26 protein-coding genes are annotated in these 25,836 nt (G+C 63.2%); 8 read left to right on the top strand and 18 right to left on the bottom strand.

The annotated features are described in order from the left end of the window. The 3 genes from AC4D2M_RS04900 to AC4D2M_RS04890 form a co-directional block, all read right to left on the bottom strand. Positions 1-1,230 (bottom strand): NYN domain-containing protein, encoded by a 1,230-nt coding sequence (locus AC4D2M_RS04900; protein ID WP_490890495.1) that lies wholly within the window; start codon positions 1,228-1,230, stop codon positions 1-3. A 67-nt stretch (positions 1,231-1,297) separates the two neighbouring features. Further along, complete coding sequence (locus AC4D2M_RS04895) at positions 1,298-2,077, bottom strand: maleylpyruvate isomerase family mycothiol-dependent enzyme (protein ID WP_490890494.1); 780 nt, start codon at positions 2,075-2,077, stop codon at positions 1,298-1,300. Between the two features lie 19 nt (positions 2,078-2,096). Beyond that, on the bottom strand, positions 2,097-2,708 hold the full coding sequence (locus AC4D2M_RS04890) for a TetR/AcrR family transcriptional regulator (RefSeq protein WP_490890493.1): 612 nt from the start codon (positions 2,706-2,708) through the stop codon (positions 2,097-2,099). 146 nt (positions 2,709-2,854) lie between these two features. Here AC4D2M_RS04890 and AC4D2M_RS04885 point away from each other — a divergent pair, with 146 nt between their 5' ends. After that, positions 2,855-3,421: a dihydrofolate reductase family protein gene (locus tag AC4D2M_RS04885; protein WP_490890492.1), complete on the top strand. Its 567-nt coding sequence runs from the start codon at positions 2,855-2,857 to the stop codon at positions 3,419-3,421. 9 nt (positions 3,422-3,430) lie between these two features. On the opposite strand, the gene AC4D2M_RS04880 is transcribed toward AC4D2M_RS04885, so the two are convergent. Then, positions 3,431-4,483 (bottom strand): tartrate dehydrogenase, encoded by a 1,053-nt coding sequence (locus tag AC4D2M_RS04880; protein ID WP_490890491.1) that lies wholly within the window; start codon positions 4,481-4,483, stop codon positions 3,431-3,433. 99 nt (positions 4,484-4,582) lie between these two features. Then, on the bottom strand, positions 4,583-6,277 hold the full coding sequence (locus AC4D2M_RS04875) for a ribonuclease J (protein ID WP_490890490.1): 1,695 nt from the start codon (positions 6,275-6,277) through the stop codon (positions 4,583-4,585). A gap of 267 nt (positions 6,278-6,544) precedes the next feature. Between AC4D2M_RS04875 and AC4D2M_RS04870 the strand changes: the two genes are divergently transcribed. The 3 genes from AC4D2M_RS04870 to AC4D2M_RS04860 all read left to right on the top strand — a co-directional run bounded on the left by AC4D2M_RS04870 (position 6,545) and on the right by AC4D2M_RS04860 (position 9,784). Further along, on the top strand, positions 6,545-7,336 hold the full coding sequence (locus AC4D2M_RS04870; RefSeq protein WP_490890489.1) for a YsnF/AvaK domain-containing protein: 792 nt from the start codon (positions 6,545-6,547) through the stop codon (positions 7,334-7,336). 46 nt (positions 7,337-7,382) lie between these two features. Beyond that, a complete protein-coding gene (locus AC4D2M_RS04865; RefSeq protein ID WP_490890488.1) occupies positions 7,383-8,024 on the top strand; it encodes a hypothetical protein in 642 nt (213 codons plus the stop codon). Between the two features lie 203 nt (positions 8,025-8,227). After that, positions 8,228-9,784, top strand: coding sequence for an alanine/glycine:cation symporter family protein (locus AC4D2M_RS04860; RefSeq protein WP_490890926.1), 1,557 nt, complete (start codon positions 8,228-8,230; stop codon positions 9,782-9,784). Positions 9,785-9,834: 50 nt separating this feature from the next. Here AC4D2M_RS04860 and AC4D2M_RS04855 read toward each other — a convergent pair whose 3' ends face one another. Continuing rightward, positions 9,835-10,203, bottom strand: coding sequence for a DoxX family protein (locus AC4D2M_RS04855; protein ID WP_490890487.1), 369 nt, complete (start codon positions 10,201-10,203; stop codon positions 9,835-9,837). Positions 10,204-10,235: 32 nt separating this feature from the next. On the opposite strand from AC4D2M_RS04855, the gene AC4D2M_RS04850 reads away from it, so the two are divergent. Continuing rightward, positions 10,236-11,300 carry a nuclease-related domain-containing protein gene (locus AC4D2M_RS04850; RefSeq protein ID WP_490890486.1) on the top strand — a complete coding sequence of 355 codons (1,065 nt, stop codon included), beginning with the start codon at positions 10,236-10,238 and terminating at the stop codon, positions 11,298-11,300. A 10-nt stretch (positions 11,301-11,310) separates the two neighbouring features. On the opposite strand, the gene AC4D2M_RS04845 is transcribed toward AC4D2M_RS04850, so the two are convergent. From AC4D2M_RS04845 to AC4D2M_RS04830, 4 genes are all read right to left on the bottom strand, one after another. Then, the gene (locus tag AC4D2M_RS04845; protein WP_490890485.1) at positions 11,311-12,018 is read right to left on the bottom strand and encodes a hypothetical protein; all 708 of its coding nucleotides are present in this window, start codon (positions 12,016-12,018) and stop codon (positions 11,311-11,313) included. Between the two features lie 94 nt (positions 12,019-12,112). Beyond that, complete coding sequence (locus AC4D2M_RS04840; protein ID WP_490890484.1) at positions 12,113-13,201, bottom strand: 3'-5' exonuclease; 1,089 nt, start codon at positions 13,199-13,201, stop codon at positions 12,113-12,115. Between the two features lie 91 nt (positions 13,202-13,292). Further along, positions 13,293-14,588, bottom strand: a complete 1,296-nt coding sequence (locus AC4D2M_RS04835; protein WP_490890483.1) for a glycosyltransferase — start codon at positions 14,586-14,588, stop codon at positions 13,293-13,295. Between the two features lie 66 nt (positions 14,589-14,654). Next, positions 14,655-14,990, bottom strand: a complete 336-nt coding sequence (locus tag AC4D2M_RS04830; RefSeq protein ID WP_490890482.1) for a DUF4440 domain-containing protein — start codon at positions 14,988-14,990, stop codon at positions 14,655-14,657. Positions 14,991-15,119: 129 nt separating this feature from the next. Here AC4D2M_RS04830 and AC4D2M_RS04825 point away from each other — a divergent pair, with 129 nt between their 5' ends. Both AC4D2M_RS04825 and AC4D2M_RS04820 read left to right on the top strand, forming a co-directional pair. Beyond that, entirely contained in the window at positions 15,120-15,518 is a 399-nt protein-coding gene (locus tag AC4D2M_RS04825) for a nuclear transport factor 2 family protein (protein ID WP_490890481.1), read from the top strand. A gap of 235 nt (positions 15,519-15,753) precedes the next feature. Next, positions 15,754-17,211 carry an FAD-dependent monooxygenase gene (locus tag AC4D2M_RS04820; protein ID WP_490890480.1) on the top strand — a complete coding sequence of 486 codons (1,458 nt, stop codon included), beginning with the start codon at positions 15,754-15,756 and terminating at the stop codon, positions 17,209-17,211. Between the two features lie 68 nt (positions 17,212-17,279). On the opposite strand, the gene AC4D2M_RS04815 is transcribed toward AC4D2M_RS04820, so the two are convergent. From AC4D2M_RS04815 to AC4D2M_RS04795, 5 genes are read right to left on the bottom strand one after another with little or no spacing between them, the layout of a single operon-like run. Beyond that, a complete protein-coding gene (locus AC4D2M_RS04815) occupies positions 17,280-17,993 on the bottom strand; it encodes a response regulator (protein ID WP_490890479.1) in 714 nt (237 codons plus the stop codon). After that, positions 17,990-19,270, bottom strand: coding sequence for a sensor histidine kinase (locus tag AC4D2M_RS04810; RefSeq protein WP_490890478.1), 1,281 nt, complete (start codon positions 19,268-19,270; stop codon positions 17,990-17,992). The genes AC4D2M_RS04815 and AC4D2M_RS04810 overlap by 4 nt, the downstream gene beginning before the upstream one ends. Continuing rightward, positions 19,267-20,094, bottom strand: coding sequence for a hypothetical protein (locus AC4D2M_RS04805; RefSeq protein ID WP_490890477.1), 828 nt, complete (start codon positions 20,092-20,094; stop codon positions 19,267-19,269). Before AC4D2M_RS04805 ends, AC4D2M_RS04810 begins: the two co-directional genes overlap by 4 nt. Next, positions 20,091-21,023 carry an ABC transporter ATP-binding protein gene (locus AC4D2M_RS04800; RefSeq protein ID WP_490890476.1) on the bottom strand — a complete coding sequence of 311 codons (933 nt, stop codon included), beginning with the start codon at positions 21,021-21,023 and terminating at the stop codon, positions 20,091-20,093. Before AC4D2M_RS04800 ends, AC4D2M_RS04805 begins: the two co-directional genes overlap by 4 nt. A 27-nt stretch (positions 21,024-21,050) precedes the next feature. Beyond that, a complete protein-coding gene (locus AC4D2M_RS04795) occupies positions 21,051-21,737 on the bottom strand; it encodes a hypothetical protein (RefSeq protein ID WP_490890475.1) in 687 nt (228 codons plus the stop codon). 210 nt (positions 21,738-21,947) lie between these two features. Between AC4D2M_RS04795 and AC4D2M_RS04790 the strand changes: the two genes are divergently transcribed. After that, on the top strand, positions 21,948-22,244 hold the full coding sequence (locus AC4D2M_RS04790) for a hypothetical protein (protein WP_490890474.1): 297 nt from the start codon (positions 21,948-21,950) through the stop codon (positions 22,242-22,244). A gap of 330 nt (positions 22,245-22,574) precedes the next feature. On the opposite strand, the gene AC4D2M_RS04785 is transcribed toward AC4D2M_RS04790, so the two are convergent. From AC4D2M_RS04785 to AC4D2M_RS04775, 3 genes are all read right to left on the bottom strand, one after another. After that, positions 22,575-23,738 (bottom strand): hypothetical protein, encoded by a 1,164-nt coding sequence (locus AC4D2M_RS04785; protein WP_490890473.1) that lies wholly within the window; start codon positions 23,736-23,738, stop codon positions 22,575-22,577. 56 nt (positions 23,739-23,794) lie between these two features. Continuing rightward, the gene (locus AC4D2M_RS04780; protein WP_490890472.1) at positions 23,795-24,088 is read right to left on the bottom strand and encodes a hypothetical protein; all 294 of its coding nucleotides are present in this window, start codon (positions 24,086-24,088) and stop codon (positions 23,795-23,797) included. A 429-nt stretch (positions 24,089-24,517) separates the two neighbouring features. Next, positions 24,518-25,279 (bottom strand): OB-fold protein, encoded by a 762-nt coding sequence (locus AC4D2M_RS04775; protein WP_490890471.1) that lies wholly within the window; start codon positions 25,277-25,279, stop codon positions 24,518-24,520. Between the last annotated feature and the right edge of the window lie 557 nt (positions 25,280-25,836).

The raw sequence follows: 25,836 nt of genomic DNA, 5'->3' as shown, positions 1-25,836 counted from the left end.
CTACGCGAGTCCCCCGCCGGCCCACTCTCTTAGGGCCACAGTTTCGTCGGGATCGAGCTGCATGCCCGCGATGCGGCACATCGTCTCAACGTTGCGCACCCAGGCTGCGGCAAGCTCGGCCGCACTCGCGCCACCCGCGAGCGGAGCCTTCGCGTACAGTCCCTGAATCACGAAATTGATCGCAGACCGGGACACCGGTGTACCGGCCTCCACGCACTCGTCCCTGACCCGCTTTGCCAGTTCATCACGGTTAGTGGATTCCGTGGCCAGCGCCTCCATCGATACGAATATCTGCCGGTACTGCGCCGTCGACAGTTCGGGGGCGTCCGTAACACGACACACCTGCTGGCCGATCCGGGGCGCGGGCGATTCCGCGATGCGCGGCAGGTCGGTATGTGAGAACCGGCGGGAGTCCCAGACCCAACCGGGTGCCGGCGTCGGAGAGTATTCGATGCCGCCACCGAGGTGCGAGACCCAGACACCGAACTTCCCGTGGCCGTCCCAGTCATTGGCCAGTAGCGGCTCGACCGCGGTCGCCCGGTGGGCGACAATCGCGCCGGTCACGGGCCCGGGAGCCTGCTTGACGAAACTTCGAACTGCGTCTGCCGCTGACTTGTGCGAAGTCTTCATGGTGACACGGGGAGCAGTCGGTGCCGCCTGACTCTCCTGGGTGGCTTCCACATCTGTCGACGCGTCGAGCATGGATACGAATTCGTAGGACTGAATGACTGCGTCCGCCATCTCACGGTACGCAGCTGCCACAGCGCCTGCGACGATGACGGTGGTCCGCCGGTCTGCCGCCCGGAAACGCTGCACCAGTGATGTGAAATCCGCATCGGCGGAGGCTATGAAGAACTCGTCAATGTGGGAAGCACTAGCCAGAACGTCCACCGCGTCGAGCACCAGGTTGATGTCTGTGCTGCTTTTTCCCTGCTGGGTCAGTGACGGACAGTCAATGACGCGGAAACCGGCGCGCGTCCAGAAAGAGCGGTATTTCGAGTAGATAGCCGGGTTCAGATAGCAATTGCGGATGAGGAAACGCATGCTGGCCCGGCCCTCGATGCCGTCTGCCGCCTCCGCGATCGCTGTGATCCAGTGGCCCGGGTCTGTGGCGAATCGTTCGGCCGCTGCAGGCTCGAGCATTTTCAGCCCCGTGTACACGTTGTCGAAATCCACGAAGATTGCGGCGCGCGACGGTGCGGGGCGGTTGAGCTGGGCAGTATCCGGCATGGCGTAAGTGTCCCAGCGGACTGGGGAGGTGACAATAGTGCCCGTCCGACGGCGGGAACAGAGGCTTCTAGAAGGGAACCAACGTCGCCATCAGCCCTTCCCCCGGCGCCCGTCGGGACAGGATTCGGCAGAACTCGACCGCATCGAGTTCGATCTCTTCCCCGCCGTCGCCCTCGCTCCACGTTCCGCCGGCCGGGCCGGTGAGCCGTAGCCGGTAGTGCTGGCCGTGCCGCGCCGCCCAGTCGCGGACGACGTCGTCGATCAGGACACCGTCGTGATCCTCCGTGAGAACCATCTCCTTGCCGGTGGCGTGGCTGAGGTCGACTCGGTGCATCCAGGGGTCACGCGTGAGGATGATGTCCGTCAGGTAGCCGATGGTCCACCATTCCGACATGCCCTCGGCGGACTGTTCCTCGGGCAGCCGGCGGTTGCGGATGAGGGATGGCGTCCGGCGCCGGCCGCGGGCGGCCTTCGGTCCGATCTTGTGCAGCTCGGCGGTGAGCTGCTCCGGCGTCTTATCCGCCCGCTCGGAGACCTGCAGACCGGTGAGCGCATCGATCGGTTCGACGCCGCTGCGCGCGACTTCCTTCTGCGCGGCCTTCATCTGGCGGTTTGTTTCCCAGGGAGTTGCTGCCATCGCGGCCATGCCGCAGATGTGGGCGACCATGGCGCGGACGTCCCACTCGGTGCAGTCGGTGGGCAGCGTCCACTGCTCGGGCGAGAGTCCGTCGACGACGTCGGCTCCGCGCTGGTATTCGGTGCGGGCCAGCCGCATGGCTGTTTTGTGGTCCAGGCCGGGGCGGCGAGGGTGTTCCCGGGTGCCGGTAGCAGCGGTTTGAGTGCTCATGACAATCAGTCCTTGCGTTTCAGGAAGGAGGTGAGGGTGCGGGCTCGAGCGCGTCGACGTACATGTCGACGGCCCGATCCAGCAGTTTCTCCCAGCGGTTGCCGCCGGGGTCGTTGGCCAGTTGGGCGTCGATGAGCCCGCCCAGCATCGCGGTATAGAGGTCGATGTCCTCGCGGCGGGTAACACCGTACGGTGCCAGTTCCTCGCGGAAGCGTTCCCAGGACGCAACGGAGGGTGCATAGGATTCCGGCGTCGGCTCGAAGCCCGGGATGGTGCGCTGGTTCATCAGCTGGGCGCGAGGTGGATCGCTCACACAGAACTCGAAGAAGGTGCGCGAGTTCCACTTCAGGAATTCACGCAGGGAGTCTCGGGGCGCTGTGCGGAGCGCTTTTTCCATTTGGTCGTTGCAGTCGCGCCAGGCCTGCGCGAACATCGCGTCGAAGATCGCGTTCCGGGATTCGAAGTGGGTATACAGCGACGGCGCCCGCATACCCACGCGCGCCGCGACCTCCCGCAGGGTCACGGCGGCCAGTCCGTCCTCGCGCGCCACTGACCAGGCGGCGTTGACGATCTCCCGGCGGGAAGCCTCACGCCGTTCGGATAACCTATTGCGAGTAGGATTTCCTAACACAGTTAGGATTCTCCTCCTGTGCGGGCGCTTGCGTCAATGGATTTTCTCGGCGCCTTATGGGCTGGGTCTTTTCCGACGGACCGCGGAGTGCTTCACTGGAACGCACGACGGCGGCCACGCCGCCTCTCGCCGCTGGAGGTAGCCGAATGCGCAAGATCATCCTGATGATGTCCGTGTCCTTGGACGGATTCTTCGAGGGGCCCGACCGCGACATCAGCTGGCATCGCGTGGACGAGGAACTGCACCGCTACTTCAACGAGAAGTGCCGGGAGATGGGGGCGTTCATGGACGGTCGCGTCACCCACGAGCTCATGGCAGAGTTCTGGCCCACCGCCGACCAGGATCCGGACAGTTCCCCGGTCGAGGTCGAGTTCGCCGGAATCTGGCGCGAGAAGCCCAAGTTCGTATTCTCACGGACCCTCACGGAGGCCGACTGGAACACTACGGTGGTTCCCGACGTCGTGCCTGAACGGATCGCGGAGCTCAAGGCTCAGGCTGGAGGCGACATCGCGCTGAGTGGAGCCAACCTGGCCTCCACCTTCATGCAGCTCGGCCTCATCGACGAATTCCACATCTGCGTCCACCCCGTGGTGCTGGGCAAGGGCCGCCCGCTGTTCGAGTCTCCGGACATCATGCTTGACCTCAAGCTCGATGGGGCCCGCACGTTCGGCAATGGCGTGGTTCTGCTCCAATACTCACGCGACGGCGCTTAGCCCTGCCGTTTAGGACAGGCGGGATAGCACCTCGGAGGCGAACTTCGCCGTGGTTGCGGTGCCCTTCAGATCCGGAGTGGCAGTGCCGTCCGCGAGGGTGCCTTCGAAGGCCGAGGTTAGGGAGCGGGCGGCGTCGGCCTCGCCGAGGTGGTCGAGCATCATCGCCGCGGCCCACAGAGCGCCGACGGGGTTGGCGATCCCCTTGCCCGCGATGTCCGGAGCGGAACCGTGCACGGGCTCGAACATGGAGGGGTGCCGCCGCTCAGGGTTCAGGTTGGCGCTCGGCGCAATGCCGATGGACCCGGCAACGCCCGCCACAAGGTCGGACAGAATGTCCCCGAACAGGTTCGACGCGACGATGGTCCGGATGCTCGTTGGCTTCATGACCACCCGGGCCGCCAGGGCGTCGATGAGTACCTTTTCGACGACGACGCCGGGGAACTCCTTGACCGTCTCGGCCACCACTTCGTCCCAGAACGGCATGGTGTGGATGATGCCGTTGGACTTCGTCGCGGAGACAAGGCGTCCGCCGCGTTCGGTGGCAGCGTTCGCGGCATAGCGTGCGGCCCGGGCGATACCGCGCCTGGTGAAGACGCTCTCCTGGACCGCGAACTCGCCGTCGGTCCCGGTGCCGAAACGCCCGCCGATCTGGGAGTACTCGCCTTCGACGTTTTCGCGCACCACCACGATGTCCAGATCCTCGATGCCGGGCATGGCACCGGTGACGCCGGGCAGCAGCCGCATAGGGCGGAGGTTGATGTACTGGTCAAACTCGCGGCGGATGGGGATGAGCAGTCCCCAGAGGGTGACGTCGTCGGGCACGTCCGGGGTGCCTACCGCGCCGAGGTAGATGCCGTTACCGTCGCTGAGCTGCTCGATGCCGTCGACCGGCATCATGCGCCCCGTTGTGCGGTAGAGGTCGCTGTTCCAGTCGCGGACCCGCCACTGGACATCGAAGCCGTAGAGCCCTGCGACCGCGTCGACGCACTGCATCGCGACGTCAGTGACATCGACGCCAATGCCGTCGCCGGGAATCGAATCGATGACGTAACTGCGGCTCATGTGCATCCAATCCGTTCGAACGTATTGGAAGAGCATATGCCGATCAGACCGGCAGGTTCAGGCGGGCCGCCTCAACGAAAGAAGCGGCCCGGTTCAGACTCAGGCGTCGACGATGATGACCGTGACCACGGGCTTCCGGCGCAGCGAGCGATCGGACCAGCGGACCAGACCGTCAGCAATGGCACGCTCCGCATCCGGGCCCGTCTTTTCGCCCTTGATCCCGGCGAGAGTCTTCTCGACAATGTCGGTCGCCTTGCCCAGCTCGCCGTCCTTCGGGGCCCAGCCCACGGGGAAGAACTCGGGGTCCTCCTCCAGGCGTCCGGTGTCCGGGTTGACGATGGCCAGCACGGTGAGCGCGCCGTCCTCGGCGAGGCGGATGCGGTCCTGGAGGGACTCCTCGGTCGCGGCGCCGGCCACCATGTTCTCGACGTAGACGTAATCGGCGGTGACCTTGCCGGAGACGCGCGCAACGCCGTCCTTGAGGTCGATCGTGGTGCCGTCCTCGACAACGAGGGTGTTCTTCGGCTCCACACCGGTCTTGATGGCCAGCTCGGCGTTCGCCTTCAGGTGGCGGTGCTCACCGTGTACCGGCATGACGTTGCGCGGCCGTACGAGGTTGTAGCAGTAGACGAGCTCACCGGCGCTGGCGTGACCGGACACGTGGACCTTCGCGTTGCCCTTGTGCACCACGTTGGCGCCGAGCTTGGTCAGGTCGTTGATAAGCCGGTAGATGGAGGTCTCATTGCCCGGGATCAGTGAGCTGGCCAGCAGCACGGTATCGCCCTGGGTCAGGTCGATCATGTGGTCCTGGCTCGCCATGCGTGCCAGGGCAGCCATCGGCTCGCCTTGTGACCCGGTGCAGATGATGACGGCCTTCTTCGGATCCATCTTGTCGAGTTCCTTGAAGTCCACCAGCAGGCCGCGGGGCACCGTCAGGTAGCCGAGCTCGCGTGCGGTCTTCATGTTCCGGACCATGGAGCGGCCCACGAAGGCCACCTTCCGCCCGTACAGGTGCGCGGCGTCGATGACCTGCTGGATGCGGTGGATGTGGCTGGCGAAGCTGGAGACGATGACCCTGCGAGGGGCAGTGCGGAGCACCTCGTCGATGGCCGGCGCGAGGTCCTGCTCGGAGATCTGGAAGCCGGGGACGTCGGCGTTGGTGGAGTCGGGCAGGAAGAGGTCCACGCCTTCCTCGCCAAGGCGGGCGAAGCCGGCAAGGTCGGTGATCCGGCCGTCCAGCGGAAACTGGTCCATCTTGAAGTCGCCTGTGGCCAGAACGAGCCCGGCAGGGGTACGGATGGCCATCGCGAGACCGTCCGGGATGGAGTGGTTCACCGCAAGGAATTCCAGGTCGAAGGGCCCGAACTTCTTCCGGTCGCCCTCCTTCACCTGCACGGTCTTCGCGGTGATGCGGTGTTCCTGCAGTTTGGTCTTGATGAAGGCCAGCGTCAGGCGCGCGGAGATGATGGGGATGTCGGCCCGCTCGCGGAGCAGGTACGGAACAGCGCCGATGTGATCCTCGTGCCCGTGGGTCAGCACCAGGCCGACGATGTCGTCGAGGCGGTCCCGCAGGTAGGAGAAGTCCGGAAGGATCAGGTCCACTCCCGGGTGGTGTTCCTCCGGGAAGAGCACGCCGCAATCCATGATGAGCAGCTTGCCGCCGTATTCGAACACGGTCATGTTGCGGCCGATCTCCTCGAGGCCACCAAGCGCAACGATGCGCATGGCACCCCTGTCCAGCTTGGGAGGTGTCTGGCCCGCTCGTCCTGAGGAGTGGCGTGAAGTCCTGGTCATGGGATCCGATCTCTATGTCGGGCGAACAAGCCCGGAGCTCAAATACCGGCGGTAAGGTGCTTCGGGGCGGACGCCCTGCTGGGGGCCGATAGCCCGCGCTGGATCAGCGCCGGCGGGACGGCATTACTTTGTACCGACTTTATCAGTACGCGATCAGAAGCCGACGACGGCGGAGGTTGGTTCCAGTCATCCTCCTGAAAGACACTCCGGCATTTCGTAAGGTAGCCTAGTAATCAGCAGGCTTGCTATCTCACGAAGGAGACCATCATGATTTCCCAGGACAACATTTCCCAAATCCTCGAATCCGGCGGCAAAGTCATCGACAACGACGGCAGCAGCGTCGGCTCCGTCGGCCAGATCTACGTCGACGATCACACCGGCAACCCCACCTGGGCCACCGTCAACACCGGCTTCTTCGGCACGAACGAGTCCTTCGCACCGCTTGAAGGCGCCACACTTGAGGGCAACGACGTCCGCGTCGGATACTCCAAGGCCAAGATCAAGGACGCACCCAACGTTGCTCCTGACGGTCACTTGAGCGAACAGGAAGAGGCCGAACTCTACCGCTACTACGGCCTCTCGACCGGCAACTATGACACCGCCGATTACGGCACCGGAACCACCGGCGGTTACGAGTCTGACCGCGACACCGTCGGCCATGACACCTCCGGCCCGACCACGGACGACGCAATGACCCGCTCGGAAGAGCAGCTCCGCGTGGGCACCGAACGCCGTGAAGCCGGCCGTGCCCGGCTGCGCAAGTTCATCGTCACGGAGAATGTCACCAAGACGATCCCGGTCCAGCGCGAAGAGGTCCGCATCGAGCGTGAACCGATCACCGACGCCAACCGGGATGAAGCCCTCGCCGGCCCCGCTATCAGCGAGGAAGAGCACGAGGTCGTCCTCCACGAGGAGCGCCCCGTAATTCAGAAGGAAACCGTACCGGTCGAGCGGGTCCGCCTGGACAAGGAAACCGTCACCGAGCAGCAGACCGTCACCGAGGAAGTCCGCAAGGAGCAGATCGACACTGACGACGTCGAAGTCCGCAAGGGACGCTAACAATCGCTCCCCATCCCTCGCACGAAGACAGATTTTAGGAGAGACCATGAGCACCAGCGCAGGATCCGCCCATAGCGGATCAAACGGTATCGACGGGGACCACACCCGGCGCAATGACATCGACCGGGACCAGCGGGACCACCTGCTGGAACGGGAGAAAGAAGAATTCGGCGGCGTTAAGATCGGTTCGGCCTTTTTCGGTTGGCTCACCGCCACCGGAACCGGCGTGCTGTTGACCGCCCTGGCCGCCGCGCTCGGCGCAGTTATCGGTAATGCAACGAACACGAACGTGGCGAGCCAAGCCACGCAGGACCCGCAGACCGCCGGAATTATCGGGGCGATCATCCTGGCCGTGATCCTGTTCCTCGCCTACTTCTGCGGCGGTTACGTCGCGGGCCGAATGGCGCGGTTCAACGGTATGAAGCAGGGCATCGCCGTGTGGGTGTGGGCGATCGTTATTGCGATTATCGTCGGCATCCTCGGTGCGATCGCCGGCGACCAGTTCAACATCCTCGCCCAGCTCAACACGTTCCCGCAGATCCCCACCGCGGAGAACCTGACCACAGCAGGCATCATCTCGGCAATCGTTGCCGCGGTCGTAGCCCTCGTCGGTGCGATCCTCGGCGGCCTGGCCGGCATGCGCTTCCACCGCAAGGTCGACAAAGCCAACCTCGTCGACAACCGGTAACCCTCAAGCTCCAGCTTGCCTTTCGGCCCACCTCCTACCCAGGAGGTGGGCCGATTGCGTGTGTGAGAAATTGCCAAATGGACTAACCCTGATGCTTTGTGAGAACCTTCACAGGTTTTGGTGTGGTGCCCGCCACGACGTCCACCGACGACGGCGGCACCCACCGCATCATTCGCGCTCTTTCCTGGAGGGATCCCACACTTATGAGCGATGTCCTATCGGCTATCAACGGCGTAATCTGGAGTGACTGGCTCGTCTATCTCTGCCTCGCGACCGGCGTCTACTTCTCCGTCCGTTCGCGCTTCCTGCAGGTGCGGCATGTCAAGGGAATGATCCAGCAGCTGGTACGGGGTGAGCAGTCCCCCTCGGGCGTCTCCTCGTTCCAGGCCCTGGCGATGTCCCTGTCCGGCCGCGTCGGCACCGGCAACATCGCCGGCGTCGCCACCGCGATTGCCTTCGGCGGACCCGGTGCCCTGTTCTGGATGTGGGTGGTCGCCTTCCTGGGCGCGTCGACGTCATTCATCGAGTCGACCCTTGGCCAGATCTATAAGACCCGCGACCCGCTGACCGGCGAGTACCGCGGCGGCCCGGCCTACTACTTCTCCCGCGCGTTCGCCCACACCAAGGGTGCCGGTTTCTTCAAGGTCTACGGGTACGTCTTCGCCGCCGTGACCGTTTTGGCTGCCGGCGTACTGATGCCCGGTGTCCAGGCCAACTCGATGGCCACCGCGATCGGCGGCGCATGGACCATCCCGCCGTTGGTCGTTGCCGTCGGCTCCGTCATCGCTCTGGCGTTTGTCATCATCGGCGGCGTGAAGCGTATCGCCAGCGTCGCGGCGTTCGTCGTGCCGTTCATGGCCGTCGGCTACATCGTCCTTGCGTTGATCGTCGTCTTCATCAATGCCGCTCAGCTGCCGGAGATCATCTCCCTGGTGTTCCGCAGCGCCATCGGAATGGATTCGGCACTCGGTGCCGTCATCGGGCTGGCCGTGATGTGGGGCGTGAAGCGCGGCGTCTACTCGAACGAGGCCGGCCAGGGAACGGGTCCGCACGCCGCGGCCGCCGCCGAGGTGTCGCACCCGGCGAAGCAGGGGCTGGTGCAGGCCTTCGCGGTCTACATCGACACGCTGTTCGTGTGCTCGGCCACCGGCTTCCTGATTCTCTCGACCGGCGCCTACCGCGTCTTCTCCGGAGGCACCGAAGACGGTGAGGTTCTCGTCGAGGGCGGCCTGCTGTCGGCCACGGCCACCGTCGGACCGCAGTTCGTGCAGACCGGATTCGACTCCGTCTTCCCCGGTTTCGGCGCCGCGTTCATCGCGATCACGCTGATCTTCTTCTGCCTGACCACGGTCATCGCCTACTACTACATGGCGGAGACCAACCTGCGCTTCCTCGTAGGCAACTCATCGCACACCATGATTCCCGGTCTCCGGGCGAGCGTCGGCCGGGTGACCACCATGGCCCTGCAGGTGGCGATCCTCATCGCCGTCGCCTACGGCTGCGTGAACACCGCCGCCGACGCGTGGGCGATGGGCGACATCGGGGTTGGCCTCATGGCCTGGCTGAACATCATCGGCATCCTGATCCTGCAGAAGCCTGCGTTCCAGGCGCTCAAGGACTTCGAGCGCCAGCAGAAGCTCGGCCTCGATCCGGTCTTCGACCCGCGGCCCCTCGGCATCACCGGGGCCACGTTCTGGGAGTCCTACAAGCCGGCAGGCCCGGAAAAGGACGACCGCGAGAAGGAATCCGCGCGGCTTTAGCTGGTAGTGCATCGTGCGCCGCTTTTTTCGCGGCGCACGATGTCCTCAACTCACAACGCCCACTCTGTGGCACGTCCCCACGCCACGAACACCGCCAGCAGCAAAGCCGCGATGTTTATGGCGAACCCTTTCTCCCCTCGCGAGATGTGAAACGCGATCGACAGGGCCATGATCAGCGCCAAACCAATGGCTGCTGCCGGGATCAGGAATGTGGCTATCCGGAAGATACCGGGAAGGACCAGCCCCAGGGCACCGAGGATCTCAAACACTCCAGCGGTGCGCGCATAACCGGGCTTGTCCCTCGCCCAGGTGAGTCCCTGTGCCTCCAATTTCTCAATCGGCAGGAAAGTCTTCGATATTCCGGCGGCGAGAAAGAAAGCCGCTAGAGCGATGGCTATTATCCACAGCGCAATATTCATCTCTTCACTCCTGTACCCCCGACAAGGCAAGCATGCGCCCATTCGGATGCTTTTGCTATGAATTTCCGGCACCCCTCAGCAGGTCACCTCAGCCAGGGGTAGGGTCCTTGATCCTCCGCACAAACGGCAGAAGCAATGGTCCGGGGCCTCTTCACGACGGCGATACTCCCCTGGCGTCGCGAGCCGTCGGCGTTGCAGACCTGTGGAGTAATTCTCCAATCGATTACTCTTCGAGGAGGAAATCGACATTTGGGGGAACAATGTCCGAAGCACAGCCACTATCTGCCCGGCCGCAACCGTCACAGACTGAAACTCTGACCACCCGAATTCCCGGGCACTCGGTCATCGAAGAGCTCATCGAGGCTCACCGACAGGATCCGCCACGTTCTGCCATCGGTCGGCTCTTTGGCGCTCGCCCCTTGGGCGCGGAGAGCGCGCCCTGGTATTGGGGTGCCCTCGGTGAACGGGAGGTTGGAGGCCTATTGACCCAGCTTGGTCCCGAGTGGACGGTGCTGCATGCCGTTCCAGTTGGCCGGGGTTCGTCGGACATTGATCATGTGCTTATTGGGCCCTGTGGCGTTTTCACCGTGAACACCAAGCGCCATGCTGGGCAGGCGGTATGGACTGCGAAGAACACGCTCATGGTGGCAGGGCAGCGTCAACGCCACATCCCAAATGCCGTGTATGAAGCGAAACGCGCCTCCAAGCTCTTGTCGGCTGCAGTTAGCCACCCTGTCAATGTGAGTGGTGTAGTCGTTATCGTCGGGGCCAAGACCCTCACGGTGCGCGAGAAGCACCCAGATATTGCAGTCCTTACGCCTCGTCAGCTACTGCGCTTCCTCAACCATCGGCGACCGATTCTAACTGCCGAGCAAATCTCGATGGTGAGCGTCGCCGCAGCGCGACCGCAAACCTGGCACAAGAATCCGCAGCCTCAGACGCAGCCAAGCGCACTGGAGGCGGCTTTTCAGGAACTACGCCTCACGGTCGACCAAGCACGACGACGGCGCGTCGGTTGGGCACTTGCATCGTTTGGAACGGTCCTGGCGATGTTCTCAGGAGTGCTTCCATCCCTGTTGTCCGCGCTTGTAGGGTGATGCCCCTTCCTCAGAGTCGCACGAACGAATCGGGTGGTGGACCGAAGACCCGGCTCGTCGATTTCACCACCGCTTGCCCTATGGCATAGTTCATTCCGCCGCCGATGGCCGCTCCCAGTCCGAATGGGATTGTTCGACCCAATACAAGTACACCCTGGCGCGTACCGTATTTCGTGACGAAATTGTGGCCCAGCACACGGTTGACTCGTCGGATGCTCTCCATCGGGATCGCCCCAATCGCAGCCTTGGCCCAGTGCTTTCCCGTTCTGCCCGCTACATCGTGAACAACGCGGTCGGCGCTGTTCCCGAGCAGGATAGCGAAAAGGAGGGTGCGTCTCCGTTCGATCTCTTGGATGCGCACGTCGTGGACTGCCGCTACAGCGAACACGTAGAAGACGGTCGCTTCCAGCGAAACCACCGATTCACCTGCGGAGAGCGCCAGACTCACTCCTGTGCCAACTCCGGGTGCCGCGGCTGCGGCACCGACGGAAGCCCCGCTTGCGGACGTCGCCGCCAAGAACCGTCGGTTTAGCTTCTTCAGAAGATCCTTTGGCGAGGCTTGAGGGTCCTTCGCCCGAAGTCTGTCGACGTAGGCGATGGCGGCGGGCACCTGCAGGTTAAGCGCTGTATCAACCAGTCGTAGGATCTTGCCCTGGCGATTCGGTTCCGAGGAGTCCTCCGGGCCGGAACTGTCGGTCGTTGAACCTGTTTCTGTCATTTGCTACACCTCGATGTTCATGGTTTCAGCGCGCCAACCGCACCTCAGACGTGTTTTCCTCCCGGAGCGGCAGCAATCGCCCTTCGCTCCGATTTCACCGGCGGTTGCTTCCCACCCATTTCAGGATGCCCATCAAAACCGTCCCGAGTTTGCCTGCCGTCTCCTCAAGAGCCCCGCTCCGCTGAGCAGAGAAGGTTGGTTCGGACAGTGGTGATGAAACACCCACGAGTTCCTGCTTTGATGCGGGAGCGTGCAACAACCAGCCCAACAGCTCCTTCTCGCTCACAGGGCGGATATTCTGACCAGCCTCGATGTACTGCAACGCCTTCCGCTCCTTCCCGGTGCGGTGGGAGAGGGTGACGGATTCGGCGGTCACATCCTGCTGGCCGATGACGAGCATGGTCGTCTTCTTGGTGATGTTGTTGCCGTTCAGACCGCCGAAATCGGCCACCAACTGCATGGCCTCAGAGCGTTCGAGGGTGGCTAGGTCACCAGTGAATACAACGACCTGCCCATAAAGCGGATGAGCTGGATCCGCAGCAGGGTTCGGCTGCGGAAGCTCGGCCAGTGCAGGCGACCGCTGGTACCGGGACGAGCCTGGGGAAGCGGTTCGGCGCACTGCCGGCCATAACTCGTCGATCGTGTGCAAACCTCGCGTTCGAGCAATAGCAACCACAGCCCGCGCGCAGACAGCAGCGTCAGCCCCAGCATGATGGTGATCGAATGGGTCCAAACCGAGAGCCTTTGCGACCAGGGGCAACTTGTTGCTTCCCAGATCGAGGACGCGCTTGGCGAGGTCCACTGAACAGTGGAATGTGAGCTCTGGTGGTTCAAAGCCTGACTCGGTACACGCATTCCGCAGCACGGATCGGTCGAAGGAAGCGTTGTGTGCAACCAGTACGTCGGACCCAACGAAGGTCAGGATACGGCGAAGGCTCGCTTCCCACTTGACTGCTCCAACAACATCCCTGGCTCGAATGCCGTGGACTGAGATATTCCGTGGGTCGAAATGCCCCATTGAAGCAGGTGGTTCAATCAACCACGACGCCGAATCGACGATCGTTCCGCCCTGCACTTTAGTCAGTCCGACCGCGCATACGGACCCGCGATTACTATTCGCAGTTTCGAAATCGATAGCGGTGAAGTTGAGTCCCTGCACTATTCCCCCTGAAGTGAGCGACATCGCTCCCGTAACAATCAAGGAAGCATATCCGGCGTTGCAGGTATCGACGCCCTTTCATGACGGCATGGCCCCGTGTCGGACTTGCACCACTTCATCGCTGAACTTCCTCCTCTACGAGGTCCACCAATGCATCCACCCCTCGTGACGCCTTGATGGCCTTCCCAATCTGTCCCGCTGCCTCGCGGTAGGAAGGATCGGCGAGGATCTTCCGCACCGCCTTGGCGACGTCGTCGGGCTTGGCACGGTTGATGCGTAGATTGATACCGGCGCCTGACCACGCGACGCGGGCACACACCTCCGTCTTCTCCTCGCTCTGGCCGGCGACCACCTGCGGCACACCGTGCCGCAGAGCGAACTGCACTCCCCCGTAGCCGCCGTTGGTCACAAGGACGCTTGTCTTCGGGAGGAGCTCGTCGTACGGGAGGTAGGAGGAGACGCGGACGTTGTCGGGCAGCGGTCCGGTGAGCGTGTCTTCGGGGCGGCCACCGGTGCTGACGACCACGAGAACGTCGTCGTTCGCGAGGCCGTCGATGGTGGGGCGGATGAGGTAGTTGTAGTCGCGGTTGGCGACTGTCCCCTGGGTGACGTGGATGACGGGACGGCCCGCGTCGAGGTCGTCCCACCACTCGGGCAAAGCGAGGTCCGTGGTGTCCTTTCCGCCGCCCTGCGAAACGGGGCCGACAAAGTGAACATTGTCCGGTAGGTCTGAGCGTGGGTACTCGAACTCGGGGACCGTGAACTGGGCGAGTATGTCGGCCCGGCGGGGCCAGTCCATGAAGAAACCGGGGAAGCCCTTGCGCGTCACGCTGCGCGCCACTTCGTTGGCATACTTTTGCACCGGCCCGAAGATCACCTTTTCGGTCACCCCCTTCATCGCGCGGTTGCGGACGCGGCCGATGGGACCGGGCATGGGTCGGATACCGAGGCCGAAGGGGGCGGTGTCGCGGCTGGCGAGGCTGAGGGGCGTGATCCCGCAGCTCACGATAGCCGGGCGATTGGCTCGCGGCGTGTTGAGCATCAGGGCAGCACCCATGAAAAGCGGGTCCGAAAGCACAGCGTCGGTGGGCGTGGCGCCGAGGGCCGACTGGACGGCGTCGTACTGGGCTTTGCCCGGGCGCATGAAGATGTTGGTGAGGTCGTATCGCATGCCCTTCGGGCCTTTGAGGCCAACCCGGCCGGGGAATTCCTCGTCCGGTTTGGTGTCGTCGAAGTCTGCTTCGGCCGGCAGCGGGAGAAACGTGGCTCCAGTGGCGGCGACGCGTGAGGCATAGCGTTGACCGGTGAGGAAACGGACGCTGTGGCCGCGGTTCACCAGCCCGGTGGCGACCGCGAGCATCGGGACGACGTGCCCGGTGACGGGGCAGGAACAGACGAGTGCCGATGCCATGATGGGCTCCTGATGAAGTGGGTGCGTTGCCTACCAGTAATCACCCGGCCCCTTGGGAATTTCTGGTTATACGGCTCCTCCGAAGTACACCTCGACTTCGTGTACCAGTCCGTCCTGCACTCGGCTGGCCTCGACGTTACGGTAGGTGCGTCCGGCGACGTTGTACTCGTACCGGTGAAGCACGACACCGCCAACCTCGACGATCTGCAGGGTTGTAGGCGGTGAATCGAAGTGGTCAGCCGTTGGGAAGCACCGCTCCAGCCAGGTGTCTCGATCGAGGTGGTCATCCTGCAGGCTGGTGAAGGTGAACTCATCCGACATCAGAGACAGCGCGAGGCCGGCGTCCTGCTCGCGGAAAGCACGAATAAATTCGAGGACCGTTTCCGGCTGTGAAAGAGCCATACTCCGATCTTGTTCCCGGCATCCCCGCCTGTCCAGACCAACCGACGCCAAGCTCTGATCAATAAGGTTCGAGGGGCACAACCGACCGGGACCTCGCAGTGGTCGTGGTGCCGGGAGCATACTGGTGGCATGAGCGACCGTGCCGATTTCCTGAACTGGGTGAAAACCGAGCTGCACGATGCCGAACTCGCTATGCACAACGGTGATGCCGCCCCACGCAGGGCGCTCTGGTCGCGCAACGAACCCGTGAGTGTTCTGGGCGCGTGGCGAAATGCCTTCGGACAGCAGGAACTAACCGAATTGTTCACCGGCCTTGCCGAGCAGTTCTCTGACTGCACCTCGTACAGATTCGAGTTGCTCGCCTACGACGTCGTGGGTGACATGGCATATACAGCGGGATTGGAACATACTTCAGCCTCAGTCGACGGCGAACCCCGCAGCTATGTGCTCCGGGTAACGCAAACTTATCGACGCGAGGACGGTGCCTGGAAGGTCGCCCACCGGCACGGCGACACGGTAACCGGCTGATGGCGGCAAACAGTCGCGGGCTTCAGCCGGTAACAACATAAGGGCAGCAGCAGAACCGCAAGTCCTGCCGGGGCGCTGATGCTTCTCACGCCGGCGGTTGGGCGAATGAGCAGGTCCCTTCCATTTCCAATGTACCTCTGGCGAGGGGGCTTGCCGCAAGACCCGGGTCATGCCTCACACTGGCTCGGATGCACCGGAAGCGGTGCCTCTGAACGGCTGAAGAGGCGGGGTTGGAATGGTTGACGTAATCATTGCCGGAAGCGGTCCGACAGGGATGATGCTGGCCGGTGAGCTTGCCCTGGCGGGCGTAGATGCAGCGATCGTGGAGCGCCGCCCGACACCGGAATTGGTGGGTTCGCGTGCGGGCGGCTTCCACTCGCGCACGATCGAGATCCTCGACCAGCGCGGGATCGCTGACCGCTTCCTCGCCGAGGGCCAGCCCGTCCAGGCGGCGTTCTTCGGGACCACGATGCTGGACATGAGCGACTTCCCAACCCGACACCCGTACACGCTCGGCCTCTGGCAGAACCGTATTGAGCGGATCCTGGCCGGCTGGATTGAGGAGCTGGGCGTGCCTGTCCATCGCGGGCTGGAGGTGGTCGGTTTCGCTCAGGACAGCAGCGGCGTTGAGGTGCGCCTCTCAAACGGCGAGCCGATGCGCGCGCTGTATCTGGTGGGCGCGGACGGCGGACGGAGTGCTGTCCGCAAAGCGGCAGGCATCGACTTCCCCGGCTGGAATGCCACGAGGAGCAGCCTGATCGCCGAAGTGGAGGTGACCGAGGAGACGCCGACGGGAATGCGCATCGACGAGGTGGGGGTCCACGGTCTCCACCTGATGGAGGACGGGCGAACCACGCGGGTGGTTGTCACGGAGAAGCACCTTGGACCGGTGACCGAGCCACTTCTCGCCGACCTCGCCAAAGCGCTGACCGACATCTATGACACCGACTTCGGAGTCCACTCTCCGGCCTGGATCTCGCGGTTCACCGACGCCACACGGCAGGCCGCGGCCTACCGCAGCGGCCGCGTGCTGCTGGCCGGGGACGCGGCGCACATCCACTCTCCGTCCGGTGGTCAGGGAATCGGGCTCGGAATCCAGGACGCCGTGAATCTGGGCTGGAAGCTCGCCCAGGTGGTCAAGGGTGTCGCGCCGGACAGCCTGCTGGACACCTACCACGCCGAGCGGCACCCCGCCGGTGCCCGCGCACTGAAGCACACGATGGCGCAGGCTCTCATGCAACGGGCCGACCCGCGCGTCGGTGCGTTGGCCGATACCGCAGCCGATCTGCTGACGATCGACGAGGCACGAAAACGACTGGCCGGGCTCATTTCCGGGCTTGACGTCCGCTACGACCTGGGTGAGGGGCACCCGCTGCTCGGTCGCCGCATGCCCGACCTCGACATCGTCACCGCCAAAGGCCCGCAGCGCGTGTTCACCCTCCTGCACAAAGCCGGGGCAGTGCTCCTGAACCTCGGAGCACCAGGCAGCATCGACCTGGAACCGTGGGCTGGCCGGGTGCAGTTGGTGGACGCAACGTACGACGGCGAATGGAACCTTCCGGTGATCGGTCCGGTCAGCGCTCCTACCGCCGTGCTGATCCGACCCGACGGACATGTGGCATGGACGGGGGACGGAACTCAGGCGGGGCTGAAGGAAGCACTGTCCCAATGGTTCGGAGCTGCACTGCGCTAGCGAACCGCTGGCTCGAGCGCGGACGGAAGGTGGCCTGCTCACGGCGACGTGGAAGGCATGGCCGGGAACTACGCCCGGTCCGCGGCCCGCGCCAGCGTATCTCCGGCCGACACCACACCGGTCTCATAGCCGAGCACCACCGCGTGCACCCGGTCGCGGAGGTTCAGTTTCATCAGGATGTGCCCCACGTGTGTCTTCACGGTGGACTCGGACAGGAAGAATGCGCGGGATATCTCGGCGTTGTTCAGGCCCCTGCCCATGGCTGCGAAGATCTCCAGCTCCCGTTCGGTGAGCACAGAGAGCCGTGCATCCCTTCGCGGCGCGGCCTCGGGAACACCATCCGGCAGCCGGTTCCCGAAGAGTTCCAGCATGCGTCGGGTGATCCGCGGAGCCACGACCGCGTCTCCCGCCGCCACTGTACGAATCGCCTGGGTCAGCTCCGCGGGGCGGGCGTTCTTGAGGAGGAATCCGCTGGCTCCCGCCCGCAGACCGGCGAAGGCGTATTCGTCCAGATCGAAGGTGGTCAGGATGATCACCCGCGTGGCGGTGCACTTCCGCACAATCAGCGAGGTCGCTTCGATCCCGTCCATCCCCGGCATACGGACGTCCATGATGACGACGTCGGGCTGCAGCTCTACCGCGAGCGCGGCTCCCGCTGCGCCGTCGTCGGCCTCGCCCACCACGGTGATTCCTGGCTCACTGTCCAGAACCATGCGGAAGCCCATGCGGATGAGCGGCTGGTCATCGATCAGCAGTACGCGGATGTCGGCGTCGGTGTTCATGACTCTCCCGTCAGGACTGGCAGTACCGCATGAACCCGCCAGCCGCCGTCGGGAAGCGGCCCGGCCGAGACATGACCGCCATGCAAAGCGGCCCGCTCCCCCATCCCAATAATTCCCCGCCCGGTTCCCACGGAGGGGGCGGGCGATGTGCGGTGGCGGCCGTCATCGTGCACTGTGACAGTCGTTTCCGTGGCCAGATAGGCGATCGAGACGGAGACGGTCTTCGGCTCGTTCGAGTAGCGCAGCACGTTGGTCAGGGCTTCCTGGACTATCCGGTAGATGGTCAACTCACGTGCGGGGTCGGAGGGAGCGACGCCGGTCACCGAGTAGCGGATGGGCAGGCCGGCGGCGCGGAACCGCTCGATGAGCAAGGAAAGCTCGCGGGTTCCGGGGGCGGGTTCCAGTTGGCCGATTGCCTCCTGTGACTCGCCGAGGACGGACAGCAGACGCCGCATATCGCCAATTGCCGACCGGCCGATTTCACCCAATTGCTCGAGGGCTGCCTTGGTACGCGCGGGGTCCCGTTCGGCGGTGGCCGAGGCGCCGTCCGCCAGCGCGACCATGACGGAGAGGCTGTGCGCAACGATGTCGTGCATTTCCCGGGCGATGCGGGAACGTTCGGCAAGCGTGGCAAGCTGCGCCTGGCTGTCCCGCTCGCGTGCGAGCTGCTCGGCGCGCTCCACAAGAGCTCGAACACGCTCTGCGCGGGCATAGGAGTATGAACCGAACATCACCGCGGCGGCCATGCACAGCGCGAAGATCAGTAGCAGATTCCACTCGTCGTAGTTCTCGCCGACCTGGGCTACCACTGCGTGCAGCTCTGGAATCCACAGCTGCAAGCCCGCGAATCCGACGGCGAACGCTGCCGCCGTAGCGAGCCACGCCTGCCGGGGTGAACGGTAGACGGCCACCGCGTACAGCGCGATCGGCACGGCGAGGATGTCCACACCAGCATCGAGAGACCAGGTCAGCACGGTGGTCAAAACGACGACGACGGCAAGCACCGTCAGCGGATAATGTCGCCTGAACAGCAGCGCGCCTCCGGTCAACAGAGCGACGAAGATGTGCCAGGCGCTGATGCCCGGCACACCGGTAGCCAGCCCTATGGCTCGGCTGAGTACCAGCGGCACCGTGTAGGCCAGGGCGACAATACTGTCCAGCAGCCAGGGTTTGGATTCGAGCAGGCGGCGTGCCCGGGGTACTGCCCCGGAGTGCAGGGTTTCCCCGGCCGGCAAGGGTTGGGCCCTGCCGACCGGGGAAACACCCGCCTGTGTCATGTGACGTCTCTTCTTTTGAACAGCACTCCGGCGACGACGGCCGAGATGACTGCCCAGCCCAACAGGATGAGCAGACCGATGAGGACAGTGGGCCAGCCGATGCTATCGACAGGCTGGTACACCATCTTACCGGCGGCGGAGGGCAAAATCTGGGCGATAAACCCTCCAATTCCGGGGATCAGGGACACCAGTCCGGGCGCGAAGAGGAGAAGCCCCAGCATTACGCCGCCACCGGAGGCGGTGCTCTTGAACAGCGATCCGAGTGCAGTGGACAGCACCGCGATCAGCCCCAGGTACACGGAGCCGCCGAGGATCACCTGGATGGTCTGGACGTCCAGGATGTCGGCGCCAAGACCAAACCGGGCCAGGAACGGTTGCACACTGAAGAACGAGATTAGCGACGAAACCAGACCCAGGCCAAAGCCGGCAACGGCACTGACCAGCAGCTTCGCGGCATACACCGGGGTACGTTCCGGTACCGCGGCCAGCGTCATGTTGAGCAGGCCCGGTCCGCGCTCGGCGCTGATGACCAGCACCCCGAGCACGGCCACCACGTACTGGGCGAACGCGTAGCCGAACGCGAGGGACGTAAGGCTGGGGTTCTCGCCCGCCTGGTCGAGGATCACGCCGCGGGGATCCGGGTTCACCTCCGCGGGAACCACGGCGAGCGCCAGGATGAGTCCGGAGGAGAGCAGGAAGATCGATAGCACCGTCAGTCCTGCCGCCCAATAGGTGGAGCGCAACGAGCGGAGCTTGATCCACTCCGAGCGCAGGAGGTGCCCCAGGGTCGGGCTCCGCCGGAGTGGAGTGATTGTGGTTGTCATGGTGTGCTGCTCTCCTTGCTGTCCAGCGGGGTCTGGTACTCGACGGCGCTGCGGGTCAGGGACATGTAGGCCTCTTCGAGTGAGGCTGTGTGGGTGGTGAGTTCGTGCAGCAGGATGCCCTGAGCCGCAGCGACGCCGGAGACGGCGACCGCCTCGAGCCCGGTGACTTCCAGGCCGCCGGCGTCGGTGCGGGTGACGGTCACGCCCGGCGCAGCCAGTGCCTCGGCCAACCGACCGGGGTCGGTGGCCCTGACCAGCACCCGGCTCTGATCGGTGCCCGCATCGAGGACCTCCGCCATGGAGGAATCCCGAATGATCCGGCCGCGGCCGATCACAATCAGGTGGTCCGCGGTCTGTGCCATTTCGCTCATTAGGTGTGATGACAGGAAGACCGTCCGGCCCTCGTCAGCGAGCCTGCGCAGCAGCAGCCGCACCCACACCACGCCATCCGGATCGAGCCCGTTGATGGGTTCGTCCAGGATGAACGACGCCGGGTCCCCCAGCAATGCTGCGGCGATCCCCAATCGCTGCCGCATGCCGAGGGAGAAGGTGCCCGCCCTGCGGCCGGCGACGTCAGCCAGTCCCGTGGCATCGAGGACTTCAAGCACTCGCGTGCGGCCGATGCCGTGGGTGGCCGCAAGCGCCTCCAGATGCGCCTGGGCTGTCCGCCCCGGGTGGATGTTGTTCGCGTCGAGCAGCACTCCGAGCTCATGCATGGGCGATGCGTGCTGGTTCATCCGGTTGCCGTTGACGGCGGTGGTTCCCGCGGTTGGCAGGTCGAGTCCTGCGATGGCGCGCATCGTCGTCGTTTTTCCTGCTCCGTTGGGACCGAGGAAGCCGGTGACCTTGCCGGGCTGCACAGTGAATGAAATGTCATCAACGGCGGTGTTGGTGCCGAACCGTTTGGTGAGGTTGGTGACCTCGATCATTGGATCGTCTTTCTCTTTGGTGATTCGTTACTGTGCGCTTGATTGCGCCTTGCGGGTACCCGCCGAACCGGTTTGCGGGCGCGTGGCCCCGTAGGCAATCCAGGCACCTGCGGTCGCTATCACCAGTGCACCGAGGACCTGGGTGGAGAGGCTGGCTCCGGTGATCACCATGCCCACGGCTCCGAGGACGTAGAAGGTGACTGTGCCGACTATCCAGAGCCCGCCGGCCCAGGCGGGAAGCGTGTCTGATTTCCACACGGCCACTCCCAGCAGCACACTGCCTACGAAGGCGAGTAGAAGTCCGAGCAGATACGTGAACATCATGGCGTCGGGAAACTGCAAATCCATGACACCTGGCACTCCGTCCAGGTACGCGCGCCCAACAGCAGGCGTTGTAAACGTCGAGAGACTCGCAGGCACCATCAGCAGTGCATGACCCAAAACCGTGATAACCATTGCGGGCAGCGCCAGTCCGCCAGCCTTCCCGGAGGCAAGGTAGGCACCCAGCGCGAAGACGCCGAAGATCGCCAGGATGGTTCCGCCGGTGCTGCCCAACACATGGCTGACCAGGTAGGACGGCTCGCTGACGAATTGGGCCCACGCTTCGGGATCGGTTTCCTGGTCCGGTTGGGGCTTCAGCGAGGACCAGGCGGTGAGGAGTCCGTAGACGGGCAGGGCGAACAAACCTGCGCGGATCCAGTGGGTGGTGCTCATCAGATTTTCCTTTCAGGGAGTGGAACTCCTTGATGAAGTTCCTCTTCGAGATTAGGAATTCCGTGTGCGGGGATCGTCGGACGCAAGTGCCGTTGTTTTCGGGCGAACGGTACCTGGGTACTAGGCCCTGCTTGCTTTTGAGCCGGCTGGGGCTATTGACAGCTACGCCCCATAGGGGAGCATCGGAGTACGACCGATACGGAGGACACCATGGCAGCGAACGACGGCGACGCGAACGTACCGATCCAGGTCGAGTTGGTGCCTGACCCCTCTACGGATCCCGCTGCCTCACGGATCCCCCGCGCGGTTGCGGCGGCGGCGATCGCACCCGGTGCGGTGGCCGCCTTCTTTTCAGCGGACGACGGCGAGAGGGCACTCTACAACGACCCGGCGGCTTTGCTCGCCGGTGGCTCAGGTGATACCTGCATGGGGGCTGCGACTCCCTGCCTTGAGGCGGACTTTCCCGCGTCCTTCGACGCCGGCGGTGGGGATGCCGGCGGCGAGTAGGCCAGTCGGGTGAGCACCTCAGACGTGAATTCTGCGGTAGTGGCCCTTCAGATCCGGAGTGGCGATGCCGTCCGCGCCTACCGACGACGCCAGGCTCTGATCAACAAGGTTCGAGGGGTACAACCAGGACGTCAATTGGACTGCCCCGAGGGCAGGTGACCGGCCGACGGATAACCATTACAAGTTTGGCTAGCACCAGCAGAAACTGATGGCCAGACCGAATACGCTCAATGCAGTGGACGACTTCTTCGAGCCAGCGGTTCCAGTACGAGGCGCGCCAGATCGAAACTGCCCCGCCAAAGCCCTAAGCTGGCTTGACCTTGCGCAAAGCTATGCAACGGCCAGTTGTGCGCGAGTCACGTCATCCCCAACCCAGATTTGCACTCCTCGTGCGGTGAGTCCTGGGTAAAATCTCTCAACCATCACATCAGCTGCTGCGGCGGCCTCTTCCTGAGTTGTGAAGGTGAGACCCTTCCAGTGTTGCTCCGCCTGATCATTCGACTTTTGGTTGATACGGAGGTATGGCACCATCAAACCTTCATCATTTCGCGTTCCCCACGCCACGAGGTCTCCGCAACGTTCGTCAACGTATGTCGCCACTGCATCTGGTCCGACATAGAGCTCAAAGGGATGAGATGTGCCTAGAAATTCCGTGATTCGCTCGATGGTGCTCTGGCTGTAGTCAACGATGGTCACAGGGATATCGGCTGGCAACGCGTTTGCAACGAAATGCCGTGCTCCTAGGTCGCTGGGTGGGAATGAATACCCTATGATGGTTAGCTCTACGGCAGACTTCAGGAGATTGAAAGCGTCCCTCCACTGCGCCTGAAGCGCGCGATTTGAATAGAAGGTCCCTTTAGTGCCCGTAGGCGGGATGATCAGTGGTTGAAGGTCAGCATGACGTGCCGCGTCCTCGCCTCGCCTTGGGCGGTCGCGATGTCCTTCCCGCCGCCATCCACCATAAGTCTTGACGATATTTACAGGGTCGGTTGGAGGAGAGTCCAAACCGGAGAATGCCCAGTTGGTCGACCCATGCAACTTGAAGAGATCCGGAGCCGTTTCTGAGTACCGACCTGACCCGGAGACTAGGCCGTGATTAATCGTCGGTCGTCTATTTAGGGGTATCCGATAGATATCCCCCCAGTCCGACAATCTCCTTTGCTGTGTAGCCGCGCGTTCGACCAACGTGTCGTAGTTGAAGGTGACTAGCGTGGCCTCAGAATCGAACCATGTGCCGATAAGACGCTCGAGCCACAGCGGCAGAGGATCCTGCAACGCGCTGTCTTCGGCCGCAGTGATGCAGTCAGTGACGGCGTGGCTGGCATCGCTAAACAAGGCACGATTCCTGAGGTTCTCTGCATAGGAAAGCCAAGGCTGATCCACGGAAAGGAACGACATCCATTGCTCGAGGTCGTTTCCAAAGGGCAGCAATACGCTTTCTTCAATGTTAAGTTGCCGCAGGACATGCTCTCGAAGATTCGTGAGAGTGGGCATCGCATCGCTAATTGCGCGCGAGAATCCCGCTCCTAGCAAAAAGCAACTTTCGCCGTTCATCGAAGTTGAACCCGGGCTTGTGCCACCTCTTCGAATCGGTGTTGTTGAGCTTTTCGCCTAGTGGCCGCTGCACCGTTTTTGAGTCCGGGTTTCTTCAACTCGTCGCGTGTCCAACCGTCTTTGGTGGCGCGTATATAAGCTCGCTTGTCTTCGCGTTCTGTTTCGGCAAGTTGCTCTTTGAGGTCGGTTACACGCTGCCGAGCTTTAACCAAGGCCGTGACGGACTCGATGCGTGAGTCGAGCGGTGCGCGTGCTTGTTGTTGTGTTTGTTCGATGCTGCTGTTTCCCATGGTTCAACCATTCTCCATGACGTCTCTAGACATTTGTTATGCCGGGCACAGGTGTGTTCGTTCGTACACAGGGAATTGTGAAGGTGCGTATGGTTCAGATTGGTGAACCATACGCCCACGTCGTCGGTTCCGTAGCGGATGACGCGTACGGCGATTTGGTAGTGCTGCGCCCGATGCCTGCCCGCCGTCACAGGGCTAGTTCTCCGGTAGTGATGCCGTATTCCTGTTCGACCTTCCGGGAAAGATCAGCCCCGGCACACCGAGGGTGTCGAACGTTCCGGCAATGCCCTTTTAAGACCGACAAGCGATTTTGGGTCTTAAACCAGCAGGGAGCCCCCTACTCGGGGGCTCCCATGAAGCCAACAGGCAGCTTCAGAATGCAGACGGTGCAGTCAGTGCGTTAGGACACCGGCTTGGACCGGTGTTTGGTTAGAGAACAGAGCACTCGTTGATTTCGACGCCCAGGTCGCCACCGTCACTGAATGTGCCCCGCATCGTCACAACTGCTCCAGCCGGAACGGCCGCTGCGTCTGCCGCCGCAAGGCCGTAGCAGTTAACTGTCAGGAAACTGAACTCGCTACCGTCACTCATCCGCACGACGTACGTATCATCACTGAACATCTCGGTGTCGACCTCATCGACGAGACCGGTGACCTCTAGGATCTTCCCGCTGTATTTTGCGTCAGCCGCGGCTTCGTTGCCGTCGAAGTCGGCGAGAAGCTGTGCGGCCTGAACCTGCACTACCTCAAGTGCAGCAGCTTTCGCTGCGGCCTCTTCCGCCGCCTTTTTAGCCTCAGCTTCTTCTGCGGCTTTGGCCTCTTCCGCAGCCTTTGCCTCTTCCGCCGCCTTTGCAGCCGCCGCCTCTTCCGCCGCCTTAGCCTCTGCGGACGCTTCCGCAGCCGCAGCCTCTTCCTCCGCCTTAGCCTCTGCAGACGCTTCCGCAGCCGCTGCTTCTTCCTCAGCCTTGGCCGAAGCTTCCGCAGCCGCCGTGTCGTCTGCTGACGCAGTCTCTTCCACGGCCGACGTATCCGATGCGGCTGTGGTGGAGGCTTCGTTGTCGCCTCCTAGTTGTCCGATCATGAAGAAGAACACGATGGCACCGACGAGCCACCAACGCTTCTTCTTGAACCACGGACGCGATGCTTTGGGATTCTTTGCTTCCCCAGGCTGGGCCTGAGGTGGGGGTGCCATGCTGGACATGGTCTTCTCCTTTGGGAATGTCAGTTCTAGCAGCGGTGTGCGGAGGTGCCAGGAACAATCCCATTAGTGTTGCGCCGTCGCGTGTGCCCCCCCAGTGCCGCATGAAGCGACCACCCATTGTGATCGCTCCAGCAGCGGGATCGTCATCCCGCTAGGAGAAGTATGTCCATCAAACGTACATACGGCAACTTGATTCTTCAACGTTTCTCTCAACCTACGGAGCGTAAGCGCGCTGGTCGTACGAAGCGCGGAATTCGTATAGCCCCTAAATGCTGTTCGGGAACCCGCCGGGTGCACTACCTTCCTTGCTGGCACGGCGTTCGACTTGGAGGAGCCGGCCCTTGATTATCGTCCCGGCGAACCAGATGCTCCTGAATGTCGATGACGTCCTGTTCAACGCGGCCACCACACCTTGGCTGGAGTGTCCATGGTAGTGAGCCGACCGGCAGCCTACAGGCCACCTGGCAGGTCGAGGAACAACTACCACGCGGGTGAACATACACCCCCTCGAAGGCGCCGGTCGGCGTGAAGGCGGCCTTGCAGAACTC

This window comes from Arthrobacter sp. TJ-270, assembly GCF_058269075.1.
The sequence above is the reverse complement of the archived record's forward strand: the minus strand, read 5'-3'. Positions and strand labels throughout refer to the sequence as shown.